The organism is Methylobacterium sp. yr668 (assembly GCF_900116245.1).
Classification (GTDB): Bacteria; Pseudomonadota; Alphaproteobacteria; order Rhizobiales; family Beijerinckiaceae; genus Methylobacterium.
The window spans coordinates 141506-158877 of sequence record NZ_FOZY01000003.1; the positions used below are offsets into that span (position 1 = coordinate 141506).

Annotated in this window: 17 protein-coding genes; 11 read left to right on the forward strand and 6 right to left on the reverse strand. The window is 70.9% G+C overall.

What is annotated here, in order from left to right; translation table 11 throughout:
- Positions 1-66 precede the first annotated feature (66 nt).
- The 4 genes from BM419_RS05245 to BM419_RS05260 are packed head-to-tail and all read left to right on the forward strand — an operon-like array spanning position 67 to position 3336.
- Entirely contained in the window at positions 67-450 is a 384-nt protein-coding gene (locus tag BM419_RS05245; RefSeq protein WP_091925215.1) for a VOC family protein, read from the forward strand.
- Positions 450-1514 carry an iron ABC transporter substrate-binding protein gene (locus BM419_RS05250; protein ID WP_091925218.1) on the forward strand — a complete coding sequence of 355 codons (1065 nt, stop codon included), beginning with the start codon at positions 450-452 and terminating at the stop codon, positions 1512-1514. Before BM419_RS05245 ends, BM419_RS05250 begins: the two co-directional genes overlap by 1 nt.
- Positions 1511-2563, forward strand: a complete 1053-nt coding sequence (locus BM419_RS05255; protein WP_091925221.1) for a FecCD family ABC transporter permease — start codon at positions 1511-1513, stop codon at positions 2561-2563. Before BM419_RS05250 ends, BM419_RS05255 begins: the two co-directional genes overlap by 4 nt.
- Positions 2563-3336, forward strand: a complete 774-nt coding sequence (locus BM419_RS05260; protein WP_091925224.1) for an ABC transporter ATP-binding protein — start codon at positions 2563-2565, stop codon at positions 3334-3336. The genes BM419_RS05255 and BM419_RS05260 overlap by 1 nt, the downstream gene beginning before the upstream one ends.
- A gap of 28 nt (positions 3337-3364) precedes the next feature.
- Here the strand turns inward: BM419_RS05260 and BM419_RS05265 are convergent, their stop codons facing one another.
- Entirely contained in the window at positions 3365-4138 is a 774-nt protein-coding gene (locus tag BM419_RS05265; protein WP_091925227.1) for a Crp/Fnr family transcriptional regulator, read from the reverse strand.
- A 134-nt stretch (positions 4139-4272) separates the two neighbouring features.
- Positions 4273-5157, reverse strand: coding sequence for a glycoside hydrolase family 25 protein (locus BM419_RS05270; RefSeq protein WP_091925231.1), 885 nt, complete (start codon positions 5155-5157; stop codon positions 4273-4275).
- A 202-nt stretch (positions 5158-5359) separates the two neighbouring features.
- On the opposite strand from BM419_RS05270, the gene BM419_RS05275 reads away from it, so the two are divergent.
- Positions 5360-5803 (forward strand): DUF488 domain-containing protein, encoded by a 444-nt coding sequence (locus BM419_RS05275; protein ID WP_020092959.1) that lies wholly within the window; start codon positions 5360-5362, stop codon positions 5801-5803.
- 6 nt (positions 5804-5809) lie between these two features.
- Here BM419_RS05275 and BM419_RS05280 read toward each other — a convergent pair whose 3' ends face one another.
- The 4 genes from BM419_RS05280 to BM419_RS05295 all read right to left on the reverse strand — a co-directional run bounded on the left by BM419_RS05280 (position 5810) and on the right by BM419_RS05295 (position 10908).
- Positions 5810-6196, reverse strand: a complete 387-nt coding sequence (locus BM419_RS05280; RefSeq protein WP_056531876.1) for a DUF6894 family protein — start codon at positions 6194-6196, stop codon at positions 5810-5812.
- A gap of 47 nt (positions 6197-6243) precedes the next feature.
- Positions 6244-6480, reverse strand: a complete 237-nt coding sequence (locus BM419_RS05285; RefSeq protein ID WP_020092961.1) for a hypothetical protein — start codon at positions 6478-6480, stop codon at positions 6244-6246.
- Between the two features lie 143 nt (positions 6481-6623).
- Positions 6624-7541, reverse strand: coding sequence for a response regulator transcription factor (locus BM419_RS05290; protein ID WP_091925233.1), 918 nt, complete (start codon positions 7539-7541; stop codon positions 6624-6626).
- Complete coding sequence (locus BM419_RS05295) at positions 7534-10908, reverse strand: hybrid sensor histidine kinase/response regulator (protein ID WP_091925236.1); 3375 nt, start codon at positions 10906-10908, stop codon at positions 7534-7536. The genes BM419_RS05290 and BM419_RS05295 overlap by 8 nt, the downstream gene beginning before the upstream one ends.
- A 283-nt stretch (positions 10909-11191) precedes the next feature.
- Between BM419_RS05295 and urtA the strand changes: the two genes are divergently transcribed.
- The 6 genes from urtA to BM419_RS05325 all read left to right on the forward strand — a co-directional run bounded on the left by urtA (position 11192) and on the right by BM419_RS05325 (position 17347).
- Positions 11192-12460, forward strand: a complete 1269-nt coding sequence (gene urtA / locus BM419_RS05300; protein WP_042669481.1) for an urea ABC transporter substrate-binding protein — start codon at positions 11192-11194, stop codon at positions 12458-12460.
- Positions 12461-12648: 188 nt separating this feature from the next.
- Complete coding sequence (gene urtB / locus BM419_RS05305) at positions 12649-13575, forward strand: urea ABC transporter permease subunit UrtB (protein WP_012322399.1); 927 nt, start codon at positions 12649-12651, stop codon at positions 13573-13575.
- A gap of 13 nt (positions 13576-13588) precedes the next feature.
- Positions 13589-14758 (forward strand): urea ABC transporter permease subunit UrtC, encoded by a 1170-nt coding sequence (urtC, locus tag BM419_RS05310; RefSeq protein ID WP_091925240.1) that lies wholly within the window; start codon positions 13589-13591, stop codon positions 14756-14758.
- 7 nt (positions 14759-14765) lie between these two features.
- Positions 14766-15551 (forward strand): urea ABC transporter ATP-binding protein UrtD, encoded by a 786-nt coding sequence (gene urtD, locus BM419_RS05315; RefSeq protein ID WP_091925243.1) that lies wholly within the window; start codon positions 14766-14768, stop codon positions 15549-15551.
- Positions 15552-15553: 2 nt separating this feature from the next.
- Positions 15554-16318 (forward strand): urea ABC transporter ATP-binding subunit UrtE, encoded by a 765-nt coding sequence (urtE, locus tag BM419_RS05320; RefSeq protein ID WP_244539876.1) that lies wholly within the window; start codon positions 15554-15556, stop codon positions 16316-16318.
- A gap of 9 nt (positions 16319-16327) precedes the next feature.
- Positions 16328-17347, forward strand: coding sequence for an alpha/beta fold hydrolase (locus BM419_RS05325; RefSeq protein ID WP_091925247.1), 1020 nt, complete (start codon positions 16328-16330; stop codon positions 17345-17347).
- Positions 17348-17372 lie beyond the last annotated feature (25 nt).

A 17372-nucleotide genomic window follows, 5' to 3' on the forward strand; every position in this document is an offset into this window, starting at 1 on the left:
CGGCGCGGAACGGCGCCTCCGGGCCGGGCGCCGCGCCCGTCTGGATCACCTGAAACCGGAGAGCCGATGCACTACGCCTGCGACCACCTCCACCTGCGCAGCCGCGACGCTGTCGCGGCCGCCACCTTCTACGTCGACACCTTCGGGGCCCGGGAGGTGAAGCGCGTCGGCGCGGACCCGGTGCAGCGCGTCGTGCTCGACCTCGGCGGCCTGGCCGTCTTCATCGAGCAGGCCCCGGACGAGATCGCGCCGGCGACCGCCACGCCCTGCCTCGGGATCGAGCATTTCGGGCTGCGCGTCGCCGACATCGAGGCCGCGATGGCCGATCTCACCGCCCGGGGCGTGCCCGTGCGGACCGGCATCACGGAGCGCGGCCCCGGCCTGCGGATCGCCTTCGTGGAGGGCCCCGACGGGGCGCTGATCGAGATCCTGGAGCGGAAATCCGCCTGATGGCGCCGCGACCCGCGCGCCGCCGCGCCCTCACCGCGGCGCTGATCCTGCTGCTGGCGGCGTCCGGCGGGGCGGCGGCGCGCCCGTTCACGGACGCGGCCGGCCGCACGGTCGAACTTCCCGAACGGGTCGGGCGGGTGCTCGCCGCGGGACCGCCGGCCGCGGTGCTGCTCTACACGCTGGCGCCCGACCTCATGGCCGGCTGGGTGAGCGCCCCGCATCCCGAGGCGCTGCCGTTCCTCGCGCCCCGGACCCGGGCCCTCCCCGCCTACGGCCGCCTGACCGGGCGCGGCGGCACGGCGAACGTCGAGGCGGTGCTGGCCGCCAAGCCGGACCTGATCGTGGATTCGGGCAGCCTCGGGCCGACCTACGCGTCGCTCGCCGACCGGGTCCAGGCCCAAACCGGGATCCCCTACATCCTGCTCGACGGCAGCTTCGCGAAGACCCCGGAGGCGTATCGGCAGCTCGGCGCGGCCCTGGGCCGTCAGTCCGACGCGGACGCCCTGGCGGCGGAGGCCCAGAGCCTCGCCGACACGGTGGACCGCGCCGTCGCGACGGTCCCGGAGGACAAGCGGCCGCGGGTCTACTACGCGCGCGGGCCGCGCGGGCTGGAGACGGGGTTCGCCGGCTCGATCAACACCGAGCTGGTCGAGGCCGCCGGCGGCCGCAACGTCGCGCAGGACGGGGGCGGCCGCCTCGGCAACGTCTCGCCCGAGCAGGTGCTCGCCTGGAACCCCGACGTGATCGTCACCCTCGACCCGGCCTTCGCGGCCGGGCTGCGCGCCGACCCGCTGTGGCGGGACGTCCGGGCCGTGCGGACCGGGCGGGTCTACGTGGCGCCGCTCCAGCCTTTCCCGTGGTTCGACGCCCCGCCGGGGGTCAACCGGCTGATCGGCCTGCGCTGGCTGGCGGCCCGACTTCATCCGGACCTGTTCCCGCAACCGATGCCCGAGGTGGTGCGCGCCTTCTACGGCCGCTTCTACCATATTGACCTCGATGCCGGTCAGGCCGACGCCCTCCTCGGCCCGACGCCGCCGGGCGCCCCCCCGGGCCCGGCGCGGTGAGTCGCGTCCCGGCCGCCGCCGAGACGATCCGGGCGCGCAGCCGCCTCCGCCTGCCCGCGGCGCTGCTGGCCGGTCTCGCCCTGCTGGCGCTGACCGCCGTGGCGCTGGCTGTCGGCAAGTACCCGGTCGCGCCCGCCGACCTCGCCGCGATCCTCGGCCACCGCTTGCTCGGGCTGCCCCTCCGGGTTCCGGCAACGGCGGAGACGGTCGTGATGCAGGTGCGCCTGCCCAGGGTGATCGCCGCGCTGGTCGTCGGCGCGGCCCTGTCGGCCGCGGGGGCGACCTACCAGGGCCTGTTCCGCAACCCGCTGGTCTCGCCCGACATCCTCGGCGTCTCGGCCGGCGCCGGGCTCGGCGCCGTCCTGGGGATCTATCTCGGCCTGCCGGTGGCGCCGATCCAGGCCCTGGCCTTCCTGGGCGGGCTCGGCGCCGTCGCGGCGGTCTACGGCGTCGGCCTCGCCGTGCGGCGGCACGACCCGGTCCTGACGCTGGTCCTCGCCGGCGTCGCGGTCGGCGCGGTGCTCGGGGCGGGCATCTCGCTCCTCAAGGTGCTGGCCGATCCCTACAACCAGCTGCCGGCGATCACCTTCTGGCTCCTCGGCAGCCTGTCCTCGGTCACCCTCGGCGACGTCGCCGCCACCCTGCCGATGCTGCTTCTCGGCCTCGTGCCGCTGGTGCTGCTGCGCTGGCGCATGAACCTGATGAGCCTCGGCGACGCGGAGGCGCGGGCCCTCGGCGTGGAGACGCGGGTGCTGCGGCCCGTCCTGATCGCCGGCGCGACCCTGATCACGGCGGCGGCCGTGGCGATGACCGGGGTCATCGGCTGGATCGGGCTGATCGTGCCGCACGTCGCCCGGCTGCTGGTCGGGCCGGATTACCGCCGCCTGCTGCCCGCCTCGCTCGTCCTCGGGGCGGGCTACCTCGTGCTGGTCGACCTGATCGCCCGCAATCTCGGCACCGTCGAGGTGCCCCTCGGCATCCTGACGGCCCTGGTCGGGGCGCCGTTCTTCCTCTGGCTGCTGGCGTCCGGGCGCCGGGGCTTCAGCTGATGCTGCTCCGGGTCCGGGACCTCGCCTTCGGCTACGGCAGCCGGATCGTCGGCCACGACGTGTCGTTCGACCTCGCCGCCGGCGAGGTGCTGTGCCTCGTCGGGCCGAACGGCGGCGGCAAGACCACGCTGTTCCAGACGCTGCTCGGCCTGCTGCCCGCCCGCGCCGGGCGGGTGATCCTCGACGGGGCCGACCTGTCGCGCCTGTCGCGGAAAGCCGTCGCCCGCACCATCGCCGCCGTGCCGCAGGCGCACGCGGCGTACTTCCCGTTCACGGTGCGCGAGGTCGTCGTGATGGGCCGGGCGAGCCGGCTCGGCCCGTTCGCCGCCCCCGGGCCGTCGGACGTCGCGGCCGCCGAGCGGGCGCTGGCCGCGCTCGGGATCGGGCATCTCGCCGATCAGGTCTACACCGAGATCAGCGGCGGCGAGCGCCAGCTCGCGCTGATCGCGCGGGCGCTCAGCGGCGAGCCGCGGCTCCTCGTCATGGACGAGCCGACCGCGAGCCTCGATTTCGGCAACCAGGCCCGCGTCCTCGGGCAGGTCCGCCGCCTCGCCCAGGCCGGCATCGCCGTGCTGTTCTCGACGCACGATCCCGGGCACGCCCTGCTCTGCGCCGACCGCCTCATCGCCCTGCACGCGGGCCGCCTCGTCGCCGACGGGCCCGCCGCCGCGACGGTCACGCCGGAGCTGCTGCGCCTGATCTACGGGATCGACGTGGTGGTGGCGCCGGTGCCTGGCCTCGCGGCGCCGGTCTGCGTGCCGGTCGTTGCCTGACGTGGTCGACGGATCGCGGGCCGGTCCCTCACCCGGCGCGCGACAGCGTCTCGACCGGCTCGGTGCGGCGGGGCTCCTCAGCCCGGAAAACCGCGCCGAGCACCGCCTCGCACTGCATCCGGACGCGGGCGTGGCACTCGCAGGCGGCGTTCGAGACCGCCCGGCGGTCGAGGATCGTGATGCGCCCGCGGCCGACCCGGATGAGGCCCTGCTCCTGCAGCACCCGCAGGATCCGCGTGAGGTAGGTCCGCTGGACCCCCAGCATGGAGGCCAGGACCTCGTGCGTGATCGGGAGGGTGTCGCCGCCCGTCCGGTCCTGCAGCGACAGCAGCCAGCGCAGGCAGCGCTGCTCGATCGGGTGCAGGGCGTTGCAGGCCGCGATCTGGAACAGCTGAGCCAGGAAGCAGTCGGCGTAGCGCGCGAACAGGTCGCGGAGCGTCGATGAATCGAGCTCGGCCTGCCGGAGCCGCGCCGCGTCGAGGCGCAAAGCCGCGCCGCCGATCTGCGCCAGCCCGCTGACCGCGGGCGGCAGCCGCCCCGCGCCGATGATCCCGCCGATCGCGCCCTCGTGCCCGACGCTCGCGATCTCGGCCGTCCGGCCGTCCCGCGTGGCGACGATCAGCGCCACGACGGTCTGGTCGCGGGGGAAGATGACGTGGCTCGCCGCAGCGCCCGCCGCCAGCGCCGTATCCCCCTTGGCGAAGGTCACCGGCTCCAGGTGGGGGGCGATCAGGGCGCGATCCGAACCCGGCAGCGCGTCGAGGAGCAGGTTGCCGGTGGAGGCGGCAGAGTCGATCGGCATGGGGGACGGAGAGGTGCGGGAGGAGAGTCTCCCGTCAGGATCCTCTCGGGCTCGCCCGCCGGTGCGCGGACCCGTCAGCCATACCCCGCGCTCTACGTCCTTGAACTAACCTAGGTTTCGCCGACGCCTTTCATCTACTTGTCCGTGCAGAGCCCCTGCTCGGAGAGCCGCTTGTGCTCGCGCGGGTCGCAGTCGGTCGTCAGGAACGAGGCCCATTCGGACGGGGTGCCGTAGAAGGCGTTGCGGTCGACGTCGCCGCGCACGCCCGGAACCCGGCCCGTGGACGTGAACTGCCACAGCATCCACTTGCGGTTGACGAAGCGCTGCTCCGGCTCGGCCGCGGTGGAGCGCAGCCAGTGCGGATAATCGGGGAGCTCGCCCTCCAGGACGTCCTTGTGGAACGTGATGTCGGTGTAGATGATCGGGCGCTTGCCGGTGTAGCGCTCCATCTCCTCCAGCATCTCGGTGACCATCGCCAGGGCCTGGGCCTTGGGCAGCTTCTTCGGGCAGGTCTGCGAGTGGCCGTTCCACTCGACGTCGAGGACCGGCGGCAGGGCGGTGGGGTCGTTGGGGACGTTCTTCTTGAACCAGTCCATCTGCTCCCGGGCGGAGCGGCACCAGAACACGAAGTGGTAGGCCCCGCGCGGCACGCCGGCCCGGGCCGCGCCGTCCCAGTTGGTCCGGAAGCGCTCGTCGACGTGGTCGCCGCCCTCGGTGGCCTTGATGAAGGCGAACTGGGTGCCGGCGGCGCGGACCGAGGCCCAGTCGACGTTGCCCTGCCACTTCGAGATATCGATGCCCTGGATCGGGTGAAGCTTGGCCTTGGCCACGCCCGGATGGGGCTTGGCGTCGCCCTTCGTCGGATAGAAGTCGTTGTTCGACGCGCAGGCAGCGAGGCCGGCCAGGATCGCGGCGGCGGCGAAGCGCCCGGCGAGACGCCGGGCCGGCTTGAGGCGACTGATCAGGCCCCGAGCGAGATCTTCGGTCGGTGACCGCGAAGGCGTGTAGATCCGCGACATCAGTGTTTAGCCCGCCACCGAAGATGCGCCACAGACAGGCGTATTCGATGGCCCTGGCGCGGTTAACGGAGCTTTGCGATCATTGCGGCGGAATTCCGGGACGCGTTGCATCCCCGCGACATACGGCGTCGATCCCCGGCTGGTTCACAGGGCCGCATACGGCTAAGTCGCGGTCCCGCAACGCGAGTCCGGACGGGGCACCGTGAGTAAGCAACTCTTTACCATAGGCTACGAAGGCCTCGACTCGGAGCGCCTCGTCGGCGTCCTGCGCTCGGCCGGGGTCGCGGTGCTGGCGGATGTCCGGGCGGTGGCGAACTCGCGCAAGCGCGGCTTCTCGAAGGGCGCGCTCGGCACCTCCCTGCGCGAGGCCGGGCTCGGCTACGCGCATCTGCGCAGCCTCGGCACCCCGAAATCCGGCCGGCAGGCGGCGCGGGCCGGGGACGCGGCGCTGATGCGCCGGATCTACTGCGAGGAAGTGCTGGACACCGCTGCCGGGATCGCGGCGCTCGACGAACTCGCCGCGCTCGCCGAGGCGTCGCCGATCTGCCTGCTCTGCTTCGAGCGCGATCCGGCCGGCTGCCACCGGCGCGTGCTGGCCGAGCGCCTCGCGCCGCGGGGCTTCGTGGTCAGCGATCTCTACGGCTGAAGCGTCTCAGCGCCCGGGCAGCGGTCGCGGCTGCGGCTGCGCGCGCATGCCCAGCGCGCCGGCGAGGCGCCGGACCGGGCCGAGGGCGGCCGTCAGTCCCCGCGGCGCGGCCCCGCGGGGCGCGCGCGGCCGGCGCCGGTCGGCGTCGGGCACCGGCTCGACCGGCAGGTACAGCGTGTCGAAGAAGGACATCTCGAGCAGCACGGCGCCGTCGTCGTCGGTGATCACCATCGCGGCCTCCATGAGGCGCGGGTCGCCGCCGTGCTGACGCATCAGCCCCTGCACGATCGTGCGCGCGGTCGACCGGGCGGCCTCGACATCCTCGACCCACTGGGCCGCCGAGGCCGGGAGCGAGGCGTTGCCGAGGCGGATGGTGAAGTGCGCGCGGACCATGGAGCGCTCCTGGGAGGGGACCGGCGGGACGCCGCCGGCAACGGGTGTCAGGCGGCCTGGGCGTCGTCGACCGCTTCGGCGACGCTCGCGCCGTCGGCCTCGGATCTTTCGGCCGCGGATTTCGGATCGAAGGCGTCCGCGAGCAGGCCGAGGCGCCGCGCCATGTCCCGCACCTCGTTGAGGGCGATCGACTTCTGGCCTTCCTTCACCGCCCGCGTGATGTCGCTGACCTGGGTGGTGGCGATCCGCTTCAGTTCGTCGGCGAGCTGCTGGCTGGTCATCATCGCATCCGGACTCGGCTTGTCGGGCTGAGCCGGGACCGTGGGGCGGCGGGGCTTACCAAGGCGTTTCGCCGGGGATCGACGCCTGTGGACAAGCTTGGGGATCCGCGGCCGGCGCAACCCTGCCGACCGGCTTCCGCGCGGGCTCAATCCTGCAAGTGCCGCGCCGCGATGATCGAGGCGGCCGTGCGGTTCTCCACGCCGAGCTTCGCGTAGATGCTCTCGAGGTGCTTCGTCACGGTCCGGTGGCTGAGCCCGAGGATCTCGCCGATGTCGCGGCTCGACTTGCCCCGGGACAGCCAGAGGAGGACCTCTGCCTCGCGCCCGGTGACCGGCAGGCGCACCCGCAGCCGCTCGACCCCCGCCGACAGCGCGTCGCGCGACAGGCGGAGCAGGATCTCGTCCGGGGTGCGGCCGATGAAGGTCAGGGCGTAGGCGACGCCGTCGCGATCGGTCAGCGCGAGGGGCTGGGCGGCGCCGGCGAGGCAACCGCGCAGCCATTCGCGGGCGCCGGCGGGCAGCGCGGGGGCGCCGGAGGGTACCGCGCCGAGCCCGGCGAGCAGGCGTCCGGCCTGCGGGGTCGACCACAGGATCGTGCCATCCTCGGCGACCGCGAACAGGGTCCGCCCGGCCGTGTCGAGGGCGGTCCGGGCGCTCTGCGCGGCGCGGGCGCTCGCGAGATGCACGCGGATCCGGGCCAGGATCTCGTCGGGGGCGATGGGCTTCGTGACGTAGTCGATCCCGCCGGCGGAGAGCCCCTTCACGATGTGCTCGGTCTCGCTCAGCCCGGTCATGAAGATCACCGGCACGCCGGCGAGCTGCGGCTTGGCCTTGAGCCGCCGGCAGGTCTCGAACCCGTCGAGGCCCGGCATCACCGCGTCGAGGAGGATCACGTCGGGGGTGATCTCGTCAACTAGGGTCAGGGCGAGGTCGCCGCCGACCGCGACCAGCACGGTGGCGCCGGACCGCTCGATCGCCTCGGTGAGGAAGCTCAGCGTGTCGGGCGAATCGTCGATCACCAGGACGATGTCCCGGTGCGGCTGGACCTTCGGCGCCTCAGTCATGGCGGGCGAGTTCCTGCAGGACCGCGAGGTAGCGGCGAAGGTCGTATCCCTCGACGAGCCCGCGCATCCGGGCGACGAAAGCGGGCGGCACGGTCGCGTCCTGCTCCATCTGGGTCAGCTTGGCCTCTATGGCGCGGATATGCCCGATCCGGCCGAGGCGCAGGAGCTCGCCGACATGCTCGGGCCCCGGCCCCGGGACGTCCGCCGCGGCCGCGGCCGCCCCGGACCGCCCCGGCGCGGCGCCCTCGGTCCATTCGAGGTGCAGGAGCTTGCCGATCCGCTCCATCACGTCGCGCAGGTCGAAGGGCTTGGCGAAGATCGCGTCGTGCGGGGCGTCGTCGCCCCGGGTCGGGCTGATCTCGTGGACGTTGGCGGACATCATGGCGATCGGGCCGGTATGCCCGGCCTGCCTCAGGGCCGCCGCCGCCGCCCAGCCGCTCATCCCGGGCATCGCGATGTCGAGGAGGACGAGGTCGACGCCGCCTTGCGCGACCGTCGCGAGGCACTCGGATCCGGAGCCGGCCTCCCGCACGGAGATGCCCTGCGGCTCCAGGATCGCCCGCATCAGCGCGCGGTGAGCGCTGTCGTCGTCGGCGACCAGGACGGTGCGGCGCGCGCCCGCGTAGGCCCGCTCCGGGGGTGCGGCCGGCGCGGCCGGGGCGATCGGCGCGGGCTGGGCCACGGAGGCCAGCATCAGGCGCAGCCGCGCCTGCGTGCCGCCGCCGGGGGCGGCAGTCACGGTGATCTCGCCGCCCAGGAGCTGCGCCAGCAGGTTGGCGATGGTGAGCCCGAGCCCGGTCCCCGGCGTGCTGCGGGCGGCCGGGGTCGAGCCGCGCTCGAACGGCTCGAAGATCCGCGCGAGGTCCGCCTCCGGGATGCCCGGCCCGGTATCGCGGATCGTGAACACCGCGATCTGGCTCCGGTAGCTGAGGTCCAGCGAGACGGTGCCGGCTTCCGTGAACTTGATGGCGTTCGACAGCAGGTTGAGCAGCACCTGCCGCAGGCGCTTCTCGTCGGTGGCGACCACCGCGGGCAGGATCTCGGGCCGTGAGAACCGGAATTCCAGTCCGGCCTCCCGCGCCTGGAGGCGGACCATGTCGACCAGCTGGTCGAGGAAGTCGGTCAGCCGGACCTCGTCGCGGTGGATCTGGAGGCGCCCGGCCTCCATGCGCGAGATGTCGAGGAGGCCGTCGATCAGGCCCGACAGGTGCTGGGCACTGCGCCGGATCACCCGCAGGCCGTTGACGCGATGCGCCGGGATCGCGGGGTCGGATTCGAGGAGCTGGGCGTAGCCGAGCACGGTGGAGAGCGGCGTGCGCAGCTCGTGGCTGATCCCGACCACGTAGCGGCTCTTGGCCTGGTTGGCGGCCTCGGCCCGCTCCTTGGCCTCCTGCAACTTGGCGTCAGTGACCTTATGGGCGGCGATCTCGGCCTGGTAGAGCGCGGTCTGGCGCATCGTCTCGGCCTGGGCGACGCGCCGGCTCTCCTGGGCGAGCACGAACAGCCACGCCACGACGCCGAGGATCACCACCAGGGTGAAGAACACGCTGGTCAGCGCCGTGCGCAGGAACTCGCGATTCTCCGGGTGGGCGATCGTCGCGCCCGCGTGCACGATGCCGAGGATCAGGCCGATCACCGCGCAGAGCGTCAGCATCACCGCGAGGTAGCGGCCCAGTGGCGCGCCGATCCAGGCAGCGGTGCGGCCCGGCAGGATCCGCGCGACGGCGGCCTGCGCCTGCACCTCCAGGCGCCCGTGGGGCTTGCACAGGTCGCCGCAGCGGGCGTCGAGCGAGCAGCAGAGGGAGCAGATCGGGGCGTCGTAGGCCGGGCAATGGGCCATGTCCTCGCCCTCGAAGGGCAATTCGCAGACCCGGCAGACCACCTCGGCCGCGCCCCAATCCCGCTTCGGGACCCGCGCCAGGTACCAGCGCCCCGCCGTCGCCCAGGCGATCGCCGGCGCGGCGCAGAACGCGATCGCCAGGGTCAGCAATGGCGCGAAGGGCTGCAGGGTCGCGCCGAGCCAGCCGACATAGGCCGCGCCCCCGGCCGCGAGGGATAGCGCCATGGCGCCGGTCCCCACGGGATTCACCGCGTAGAGATGGGCGCGCTTGAACTCGATGCCCGGGGGCGAGAGTCCGAGCGGCTTGTTGACCGCGAGGTCGGCGGCGAGCGCGCCGACCCAGGCCGAGACCACGGAGGCGTAGAGTGGCAGGGTGCTCTCGATGGTCTTGTCGATGCCGAGCTCCATCAGGAGCACCGCGATGGCGACGTTGAACACGAGCCAGACCACCCGTCCCGGATGGCTGTGGGTCAGGCGCGAGAAGAAGTTCGACCACGCGATCGAGCCGGCATAGGCGTTGGTCAGGTTGATCTTGAGCTGCGACACGAGGACGAACAGCCCGGTCAGCAGCAGCGCCGCCCGGCTCCCCTCCCCCGTCAGGTAGCCGAAGGCCACCGCGTACATGCGGGTCGGCTCGGCGGCGTGCTCGGCGGGGACGCCGTGCCCCAGCGCCAGGACCGCCAGCGCGGCGCCGAGCAGGATCTTCAGCATCCCGGGCAGGATCCAGCCAGCGCCGCCCGAGAGGACGGCGAGCCACCAGCGGCGGTCGCGCGGGCCCCGCGGCTCCGGCACGAAGCGCAGGAAGTCGACCTGCTCGCCGACCTGGGCGAGCAGCGCCAGCAGGACGCCGGTGGCGAGGCCGAAGCGCGCGAGGTCGAAGCCGCCCCCGGCGCCGTCGAGGCCCGGGTAGCCGGCGAGCGCCCGCAGCGGCCCCGCGCCCTGCGCCGCCACGAAGATCAGCGGCAGCAGGCTCAACCCGATCCAGATCGGCTGCGTCCAGATCTGGAACCGGCTGATCAGCCGGATCCCGTAGACGACGAGGGGAATCACCGCCCCGGCGCAGAGCAGGTAGCCGACGCCGAGCGGCAGCCCGAAGCAGAGCTGCAGCGCCAGCGCCATGATCGCCGCCTCGATGGCGAAGAACAGGAAGGTGAAGCTCGCGTAGATCAGCGATGTGACGGTCGAGCCGAGATAGCCGAAGCCGGCACCCCGGGTGAGCAGGTCCATGTCGACGCCGTAGCGGGCGGCGTAGACCGTGATCGGCGCCGCCGTGGCGAAGATGATCAAACCGACGACCAGCACGGCCGCCACCGTGTTGGGAAATCCCGCTGTGAGCGCCAGCGTCCCGCCGATCGCCTCCAGCGCGAGGAAAGAGATCGAGCCGAGGGCCGTCTGCGCCACCTCGAGGCTCGACCAGCGCCGCGCCTTCTTGGCGGTGAAGCGGAGGGCGTAATCCTCCAGCGTCTCGTCGGCGACGAAGCGGTTGTAGTCCCGGCGGATGGGGATGATGCGCTGCGGACCGCTCATCGGGCCCCGGCCGGGACGATCAGCCCGTCGTGCCCGGGCAGCGTCGCGCACGGGCGACCGCGCGACGCACGCGCGCGCGAAAGACCGGGCACCGGAGCGGTGCTCCCACTATTCGCGCTCTCAGCCACCCCGACCTCAAAGTATTCCGCCGCGATGGTGCGGCGCATGCAAGACCACGGCCATACGCAAAATCGCGTATAGGCCGCACTGCAACCCAGGACCTAGCCTGCGCTCGTCGATCCGGGCCGCCTCTCAAGGCCCGGACGCGAACAGGGTCAGGCACATGGCAGACGACACCGAGACCGGCGCCGATCACGGCTTGCGCTCCCCGCTGCGGCGCAGGCTGCTCATGGGATTGGCCGGCGCCCCGGCGCTGGCGCTGTTGCCGCGCACCGCCTGGGCGGCGCCGCCGACCGCGGCGGTCAACACCACGGGCCTCGCGGTGACCGACAGCGAGGTGACGGTCGGCATCCTGCACTCGGTCACCGGCACGATGGCGATCTCGGAGACGGGCGCGCAGGAAGCGGAGAAGCTGGCGATCCAGCAGATCAACGACGCCGGCGGCGTGCTCGGCCGCAAGATCAAGATCATCCAGGAGGACGGCGCCTCCGACTGGCCGACCTTCGCCGAGAAGGCCAAGAAGCTCCTCGTCAACGACCACTGCGCCGCCGTGATGGGCTGCTGGACCTCGGCCTCGCGCAAGGCGGTGCTGCCGGTCTTCGAGCAGTACAACGGCCTGCTGTACTACCCGACCTTCTACGAGGGCCTGGAGCAGTCGAAGAACGTCTTCTACACCGGCCAGGAGGCCACGCAGCAGATCCTCGCCGGCCTCGACTGGGTCCACAAGGAGAAGGGCGGCGACAGCTTCTACTTCATCGGCTCCGACTACATCTGGCCGCGCACCTCCAACAAGATCGCCCGCAAGCACGTGGAGAACGTGCTCAAGGGCAAGGTCGTCGGCGAGGAGTACTTCCCCCTCGGCCACACGCAGTTCAACTCGGTCATCAACAAGATCAAGCTCACCAAGCCCAAGGTGATCTTCGCCGACGTGGTCGGCGGCTCGAACGTGGCGTTCTACAAGCAGCTCAAGGCGGCGGGCATCGACCTGTCGAAGCAGGTGCTGATGACGATCTCGGTCACCGAGGACGAGATCGACGGCATCGGCGGCGAGAACATCGCCGGGGCCTACGCTTGCATGAAGTACTTCGAGTCGATCCAGAACGAGAACAACAAGGCGTTCGTGGCTGCATTCAAGAAGATGTGGGGCGAGAAGACCGTCATCGGCGACGTAACGCAGGCGGCCTATCTCGGCCCGTTCCTGTGGAAGATGGCCTGCGAGAAGGCCGGCTCGTTCGACGTCGACAAGGTCGTGGCGGCCTCGCCCGGGATCGAGTTCAAGGGCGCGCCGGAAGGCTACGTCAAGATCGACGAGAACCACCATCTCTGGTCGAAGACCCGGGTCGGCCGGGCCAAGCCCGACGGCCAGTTCGAGATCGTCTACACCAGCCCCGAGCTGATCAAGCCCGATCCCTTCCCGAAGGGCTACCAGTAATCCGTTGTCAGGAGGGGTGAAATCACCCCTCCCCGTCATCGCGAGCGCAGCGAAGCGACCCAGGGCAGCGGGACTTCCCGAGACGTCGCGCGTCCCTGGCTTGCTTCGCTCCGCTCGCAAAGACGGCCCGGCCCGAAGGCCGTGACGAGCCGGCACCAATCGAACTCGCTTTGCGGAAGACCGAAACCATGCTCGGCGACTACTCCCTCGGCGACCTCGGCGCGATCTTCGCCATGCAGGGCTTCGCCGGCCTGATCCTGTTCTCCGTCTACCTGCTGATGGCGCTGGGACTCGCGATCATCTTCGGCCAGATGGGCGTGATCAACATGGCCCACGGGGAGTTCATGATCCTCGGCGCCTACGTCACCTATCTCTGCTCGACCTTCTTCCAGACCTACCTCCCGGCGCTGTTCCCGATCTACTTCTTCATCGCGATGGGCTTGGCGTTCCTCGCCTCCGGGGCTCTGGGCATGCTGGTGGAATGGGGCCTGATCCGGTTCCTCTACAAGCGCCCGCTCGACACGCTGCTCGCCACCTGGGGCCTGTCGCTGATCCTCCAGCAGGCCTACCGGTCGATCTTCGGCGCCCGCGAGGTCGGCGTCGAGCTGCCGTCCTGGCTGATCGGCTCGGTGCAGGTCACCGACACGATCGAGATCCCGATCAACGGCCTGTTCGTCATGGCCGTCACCATCCTGATCACCGTCAGCGTCGCGCTGCTGATCTTCCGGTCGCGCTTCGGCCAGCAGGTCCGCGCCGTGATGTCGAACCGCGCCATGGCGGGGGCGGTCGGCATCGATACCGAGAAGGTCGATCGCTACACGTTCGGCCTCGGCTGCGGCATCGCGGGCATCGCCGGCTCGGCCTTCACGATGATCGGCTCGACCGGGCCGACCTCGGGCCAGCTCTACATCGTCGACACCTTCCTGATCGTCGTGTTCGGCGGGGCCGCGAGCCTGCTCGGCACCATCGCGTCGGCCTTCTCGATCTCCCAGACGCAGTCGACCCTGGAGTTCTTCCTCTCCGGCTCGATGGCCAAGGTCATCACCCTGCTCGCGGTGGTCGGCATCCTGATGCTGAGGCCGCAGGGCCTCTTCACCCTCAAGGTCCGGCGCTGAGGATGTTTTCCCGATGACGAACCCGGTCCAGACTCTCACCAAATCCGTCACCGTCAACGACAACCCGTTCATGAAGCCGGTGGAGTGGCTGAGCCTGCTCCTCCTGGCCGGGGTGATCCTGGTCGTCCTGCCGCTGGTGCTCGACAGCTTCCGCCTCAACCTCGTCGGCAAGTACCTCACCTACGCCTTCGTCGCCCTCGGGCTGGTGATCTGCTGGGGCTACGCGGGCATCCTCTCCCTCGGCCAGGGCGTGTTCTTCGGCCTCGGCGGCTACTGCATGGCGATGTACTTGAAGCTCGAAGCTTCGAGCATCGAGAATACGAAAATCCAGTCGACTCCCGGCATCCCGGACTTCATGGACTGGAACCAGATCACCGCCCTCCCCTGGTTCTGGCAGCCGTTCAAGAGCCTGCCGCTGACGCTGATCCTGGCGGTCGCCGTCCCGGTCCTGTTCGCGATGCTGATCTCCTTCGCGATGTTCAAGCGCCGGGTCGGCGGCACCTACTTCGCCATCATCACCCAGGCGATCGCCGCGATCCTGACCATCCTGATCGTCGGCCAGCAGGGCTACACCGGCGGCATCAACGGCATCACCGACCTGCGCACCCTCCACGGCTGGGACATCCGCACCGACTCGGCGAAGTTCATCCTGTACTTCGTCAACGGCGGCCTGCTGTTCGCCTGCATCCTGGCGGCGCAGTACGTGAAGAAGTCGAAGCTCGGCCGCATCCTCGTCGCCATGCGCGACAAGGAGGACCGGGTCCGGTTCTCCGGCTACTCGGTGGCGGGCTTCAAGGTCTTCGCCTTCTGCTTCGCCGCCGGGTTGGCGGCGATCGGCGGCGCGATGTTCACCCTGCAGGTCGGGTTCATGTCGCCCTCCTTCGTGGGCATCGTCCCCTCGATCGAGATGGTGATCTACGCCGCGGTCGGCGGGCGCCTGTCGCTGTTCGGCGCGGTCTGGGGCACGCTCTTGGTCAACTGGGCCAAGACCAGCTTCTCGGAGAGCTTCCCGGACCTCTGGCTGTTCGGCCTCGGCGCCCTGTTCATCGCCGTGGTGCTGGCCTTCCCGAACGGCCTCGCGGGGATCTGGCGGGAGCACATCGAGCCCCGCCTCACCCGCCGCGCCAAGAGCCTGCAGGCGCCCGCGCCCGCCATCGCCCCCCACGGCGCCCCGGCCGAGTGAGTCCCCCATGAACGCCGCGATCCTCTCCTCCCCCGTGGTCGGCGCCGAGGCGGCCCCGCCCGACTACCTCCTCGCCGTCGAGGCGCTCACGGTCTCGTTCGACGGGTTCAAGGCGGTGAACGACGTGTCGTTCTACGTCGATCCGGACGAGATCCGGGTGATCATCGGCCCGAACGGCGCCGGCAAGACCACGGTCCTCGACCTGATCTGCGGCCGCACCCGGGCCAGCGCCGGCTCGATCAAGTACAAGGGCCAGGAGCTGACCCGGCTCTCCGAGAGCGCGATCGTGCAGGCCGGCGTCGGCCGCAAGTTCCAGACGCCGTCGATCTACGACGACCTGACGGTGTTCGAGAACCTGGAGATCTCGTTTCCCCGCGGCCGCTCGGTCTTCGGCGCGCTGACGTTCAAGCGGGACGCCGAGGTCCGCAACCGCATCCACGCCATCGCCGAGACGATCTTCCTGAAGGACCAGCTCAGGGAGCGGGCCGAGTTCCTGAGCCACGGTCAGAAGCAGTGGCTGGAGATCGGCATGCTGCTGATCCAGGACCCGGAGCTGCTGATGCTCGACGAGCCGGTGGCCGGGATGAGCGTCGGCGAGCGGATCAAGACCGCGGAGCTCCTCAACCAGATCATCAAGGGCCGCTCGGTGCTGGTGATCGAGCACGACATGAAGTTCGTCGAGGACATCGCCCACCGGGTGACGGTCCTGCACCAGGGCAAGGTGCTGTCTGAGGGTTCGATGGAGCGGGTCAAGAACGACCCGAAGGTCATCGAAGTGTATCTGGGACATTGACGATGGCCTCGCTCCAGACCGCGCACGCGGCCCCCGTCCAGGCCCCCCCGCTCGCCGCGATCCCGTCCGCGACGCCGGCGCTCGCCGTCGAGGACCTGCACGCCGCCTACGGCCAGAGCGAGGTCCTGCACGGGCTGACCTTCTCGGTGGCGCCCGGCGAGATCGTCGCCGTGATGGGCCGCAACGGCATGGGCAAGACCACGCTGATGAAGACCCTGATGGGGCTCGTTCCCGTCAAGGCCGGCTCGATCCAGGTCGAGGGCGCGGACATCGCCGGGCTCAAGAGCCACGCCCGGGTCGCCAGGGGCCTCGCCTACGTGCCGCAGGGCCGCATGATCTTCTCGACCATGACGGTGCAGGAGAACATCGAGACCGGCCTGACGGTCACCGGCGCCCGCGAGGTGCCGCAGGACCTCTACGACATGTTCCCGGTCCTGCTGGAGATGAAGGGACGGCGCGGCGGCAACCTCTCGGGCGGGCAGCAGCAGCAGCTCGCCATCGCCCGGGCGCTGGCGAGCCGGCCGAAGGTCCTGCTGCTCGACGAGCCGACCGAGGGCATCCAGCCCTCGATCATCCGCGAGATGGGCCGGACGCTGAAGAAGATCCGCGACCAGCGCGGCCTGTCCATCGTCGTCTCCGAGCAGGTCCTGAGCTTCGCCCTCGACGTCGCCGACCGGGTGATCGTGCTGGAGAACGGCGCCATCGTCCACGAGGCCCCGCGCGACGGCATCGACGAGGCCGCCGTCGCCCGGTTCCTGTCGGTCTAGGGGCGCAGCATGGCCGATCACGAGATCTTCGAACTCGGCGACTTCGTGCTCCAGTGCGGCAAGACGCTGCGCGCGGCCAAGCTCGCCTTCAAGACCTTCGGCACGCTGAGCCCGGCCAAGGACAACGCCATCGTCTACCCGACCTGGTACTCGGGCCAGCACACCGAGAACGAGTGGCTGATCGGCCCCGGCAAGGCGCTCGACCCGGACAAGTACTTCATCATCATCCCGAACATGTTCGGCAACGGGCTCTCGTCCTCGCCGAGCAACACGCCGGCGCCCTGGAACGGGCCGCGCTTCCCCAACGTCACCGCCTACGACAACGTCCGCGCGCAGCACCGCCTCGTCACCGAGCATTTCGGCATCGAGAAACTGGTTCTGGTCACCGGGTGGTCGATGGGCGCGCTCCAGACCTACCACTGGGCGTCGATGTACCCCGACATGGTGCCGAGGATCCTGCCGTTTCAGGGCTCGGCCAAGTGCTCCCGGCACAACTACGTCTTCTTGGAAGGCGCCAAGGCGGCGCTCCAGGCCGACGCCGCCTGGGCGGAGGGCTGGTACACGAGCCCGCCGACCCGGGGCCTGCGCGCCTTCGGCCGGGTCTACGCGGGCTGGGGCCTCTCGCAGACCTTCTACCGGCTCGAGGCCGACATTACCCACATGGGCTACGCCTCGCTGGAGGACTTCCTGATCGGGTTCTGGGAAGGCCTGTTCTACGAGCGCGACGCCAACAACCTGCTCACCATGCTGTGGACGTGGCAGCACGGCGACATCAGCGCCAACGATACCTTCAAGGGCGACTTCAAGGCCGCGCTCGGCGCCATCCGCGCCAAGGCGATCCTGATGCCCGCCTCGACCGACCTGTATTTCCCGCCCGAGGACAACGCCATCGAGGCGGCCGCCATGCCGAACGCGGAGCTGCGCGTGATCGACACGTGGTGGGGCCACTTCGCGGGCGGGCCGGGCACAAGCCCGGACGACATCAAGGTCCTCGACGACGCGCTGAAAGAGCTGCTCGCGAGCGGGTGAGAGACGCGCAGCGGCGCGCGGACGG

Excerpts from the sequence above, each read along its gene's own strand:
- BM419_RS05245 (WP_091925215.1), top strand. The coding sequence starts at position 67 with ATGCACTACGCCTGCGACCACCTCCACCTGCGCAGCCGCGACGCTGTC.
- BM419_RS05250 (WP_091925218.1), top strand. The coding sequence starts at position 450 with ATGGCGCCGCGACCCGCGCGCCGCCGCGCCCTCACCGCGGCGCTGATC.
- BM419_RS05260 (WP_091925224.1), top strand. The coding sequence starts at position 2,563 with ATGCTGCTCCGGGTCCGGGACCTCGCCTTCGGCTACGGCAGCCGGATC.
- BM419_RS05265 (WP_091925227.1), bottom strand. The coding sequence starts at position 4,138 with ATGCCGATCGACTCTGCCGCCTCCACCGGCAACCTGCTCCTCGACGCG.
- BM419_RS05270 (WP_091925231.1), bottom strand. The coding sequence starts at position 5,157 with ATGTCGCGGATCTACACGCCTTCGCGGTCACCGACCGAAGATCTCGCT.
- BM419_RS05280 (WP_056531876.1), bottom strand. The coding sequence starts at position 6,196 with ATGGTCCGCGCGCACTTCACCATCCGCCTCGGCAACGCCTCGCTCCCG.
- BM419_RS05285 (WP_020092961.1), bottom strand. The coding sequence starts at position 6,480 with ATGATGACCAGCCAGCAGCTCGCCGACGAACTGAAGCGGATCGCCACC.
- BM419_RS05290 (WP_091925233.1), bottom strand. The coding sequence starts at position 7,541 with ATGACTGAGGCGCCGAAGGTCCAGCCGCACCGGGACATCGTCCTGGTG.
- BM419_RS05295 (WP_091925236.1), bottom strand. The coding sequence starts at position 10,908 with ATGAGCGGTCCGCAGCGCATCATCCCCATCCGCCGGGACTACAACCGC.
- urtA (WP_042669481.1), top strand. The coding sequence starts at position 11,192 with ATGGCAGACGACACCGAGACCGGCGCCGATCACGGCTTGCGCTCCCCG.
- urtB (WP_012322399.1), top strand. The coding sequence starts at position 12,649 with ATGCTCGGCGACTACTCCCTCGGCGACCTCGGCGCGATCTTCGCCATG.
- urtC (WP_091925240.1), top strand. The coding sequence starts at position 13,589 with ATGACGAACCCGGTCCAGACTCTCACCAAATCCGTCACCGTCAACGAC.
- urtD (WP_091925243.1), top strand. The coding sequence starts at position 14,766 with ATGAACGCCGCGATCCTCTCCTCCCCCGTGGTCGGCGCCGAGGCGGCC.
- urtE (WP_244539876.1), top strand. The coding sequence starts at position 15,554 with ATGGCCTCGCTCCAGACCGCGCACGCGGCCCCCGTCCAGGCCCCCCCG.
- BM419_RS05325 (WP_091925247.1), top strand. The coding sequence starts at position 16,328 with ATGGCCGATCACGAGATCTTCGAACTCGGCGACTTCGTGCTCCAGTGC.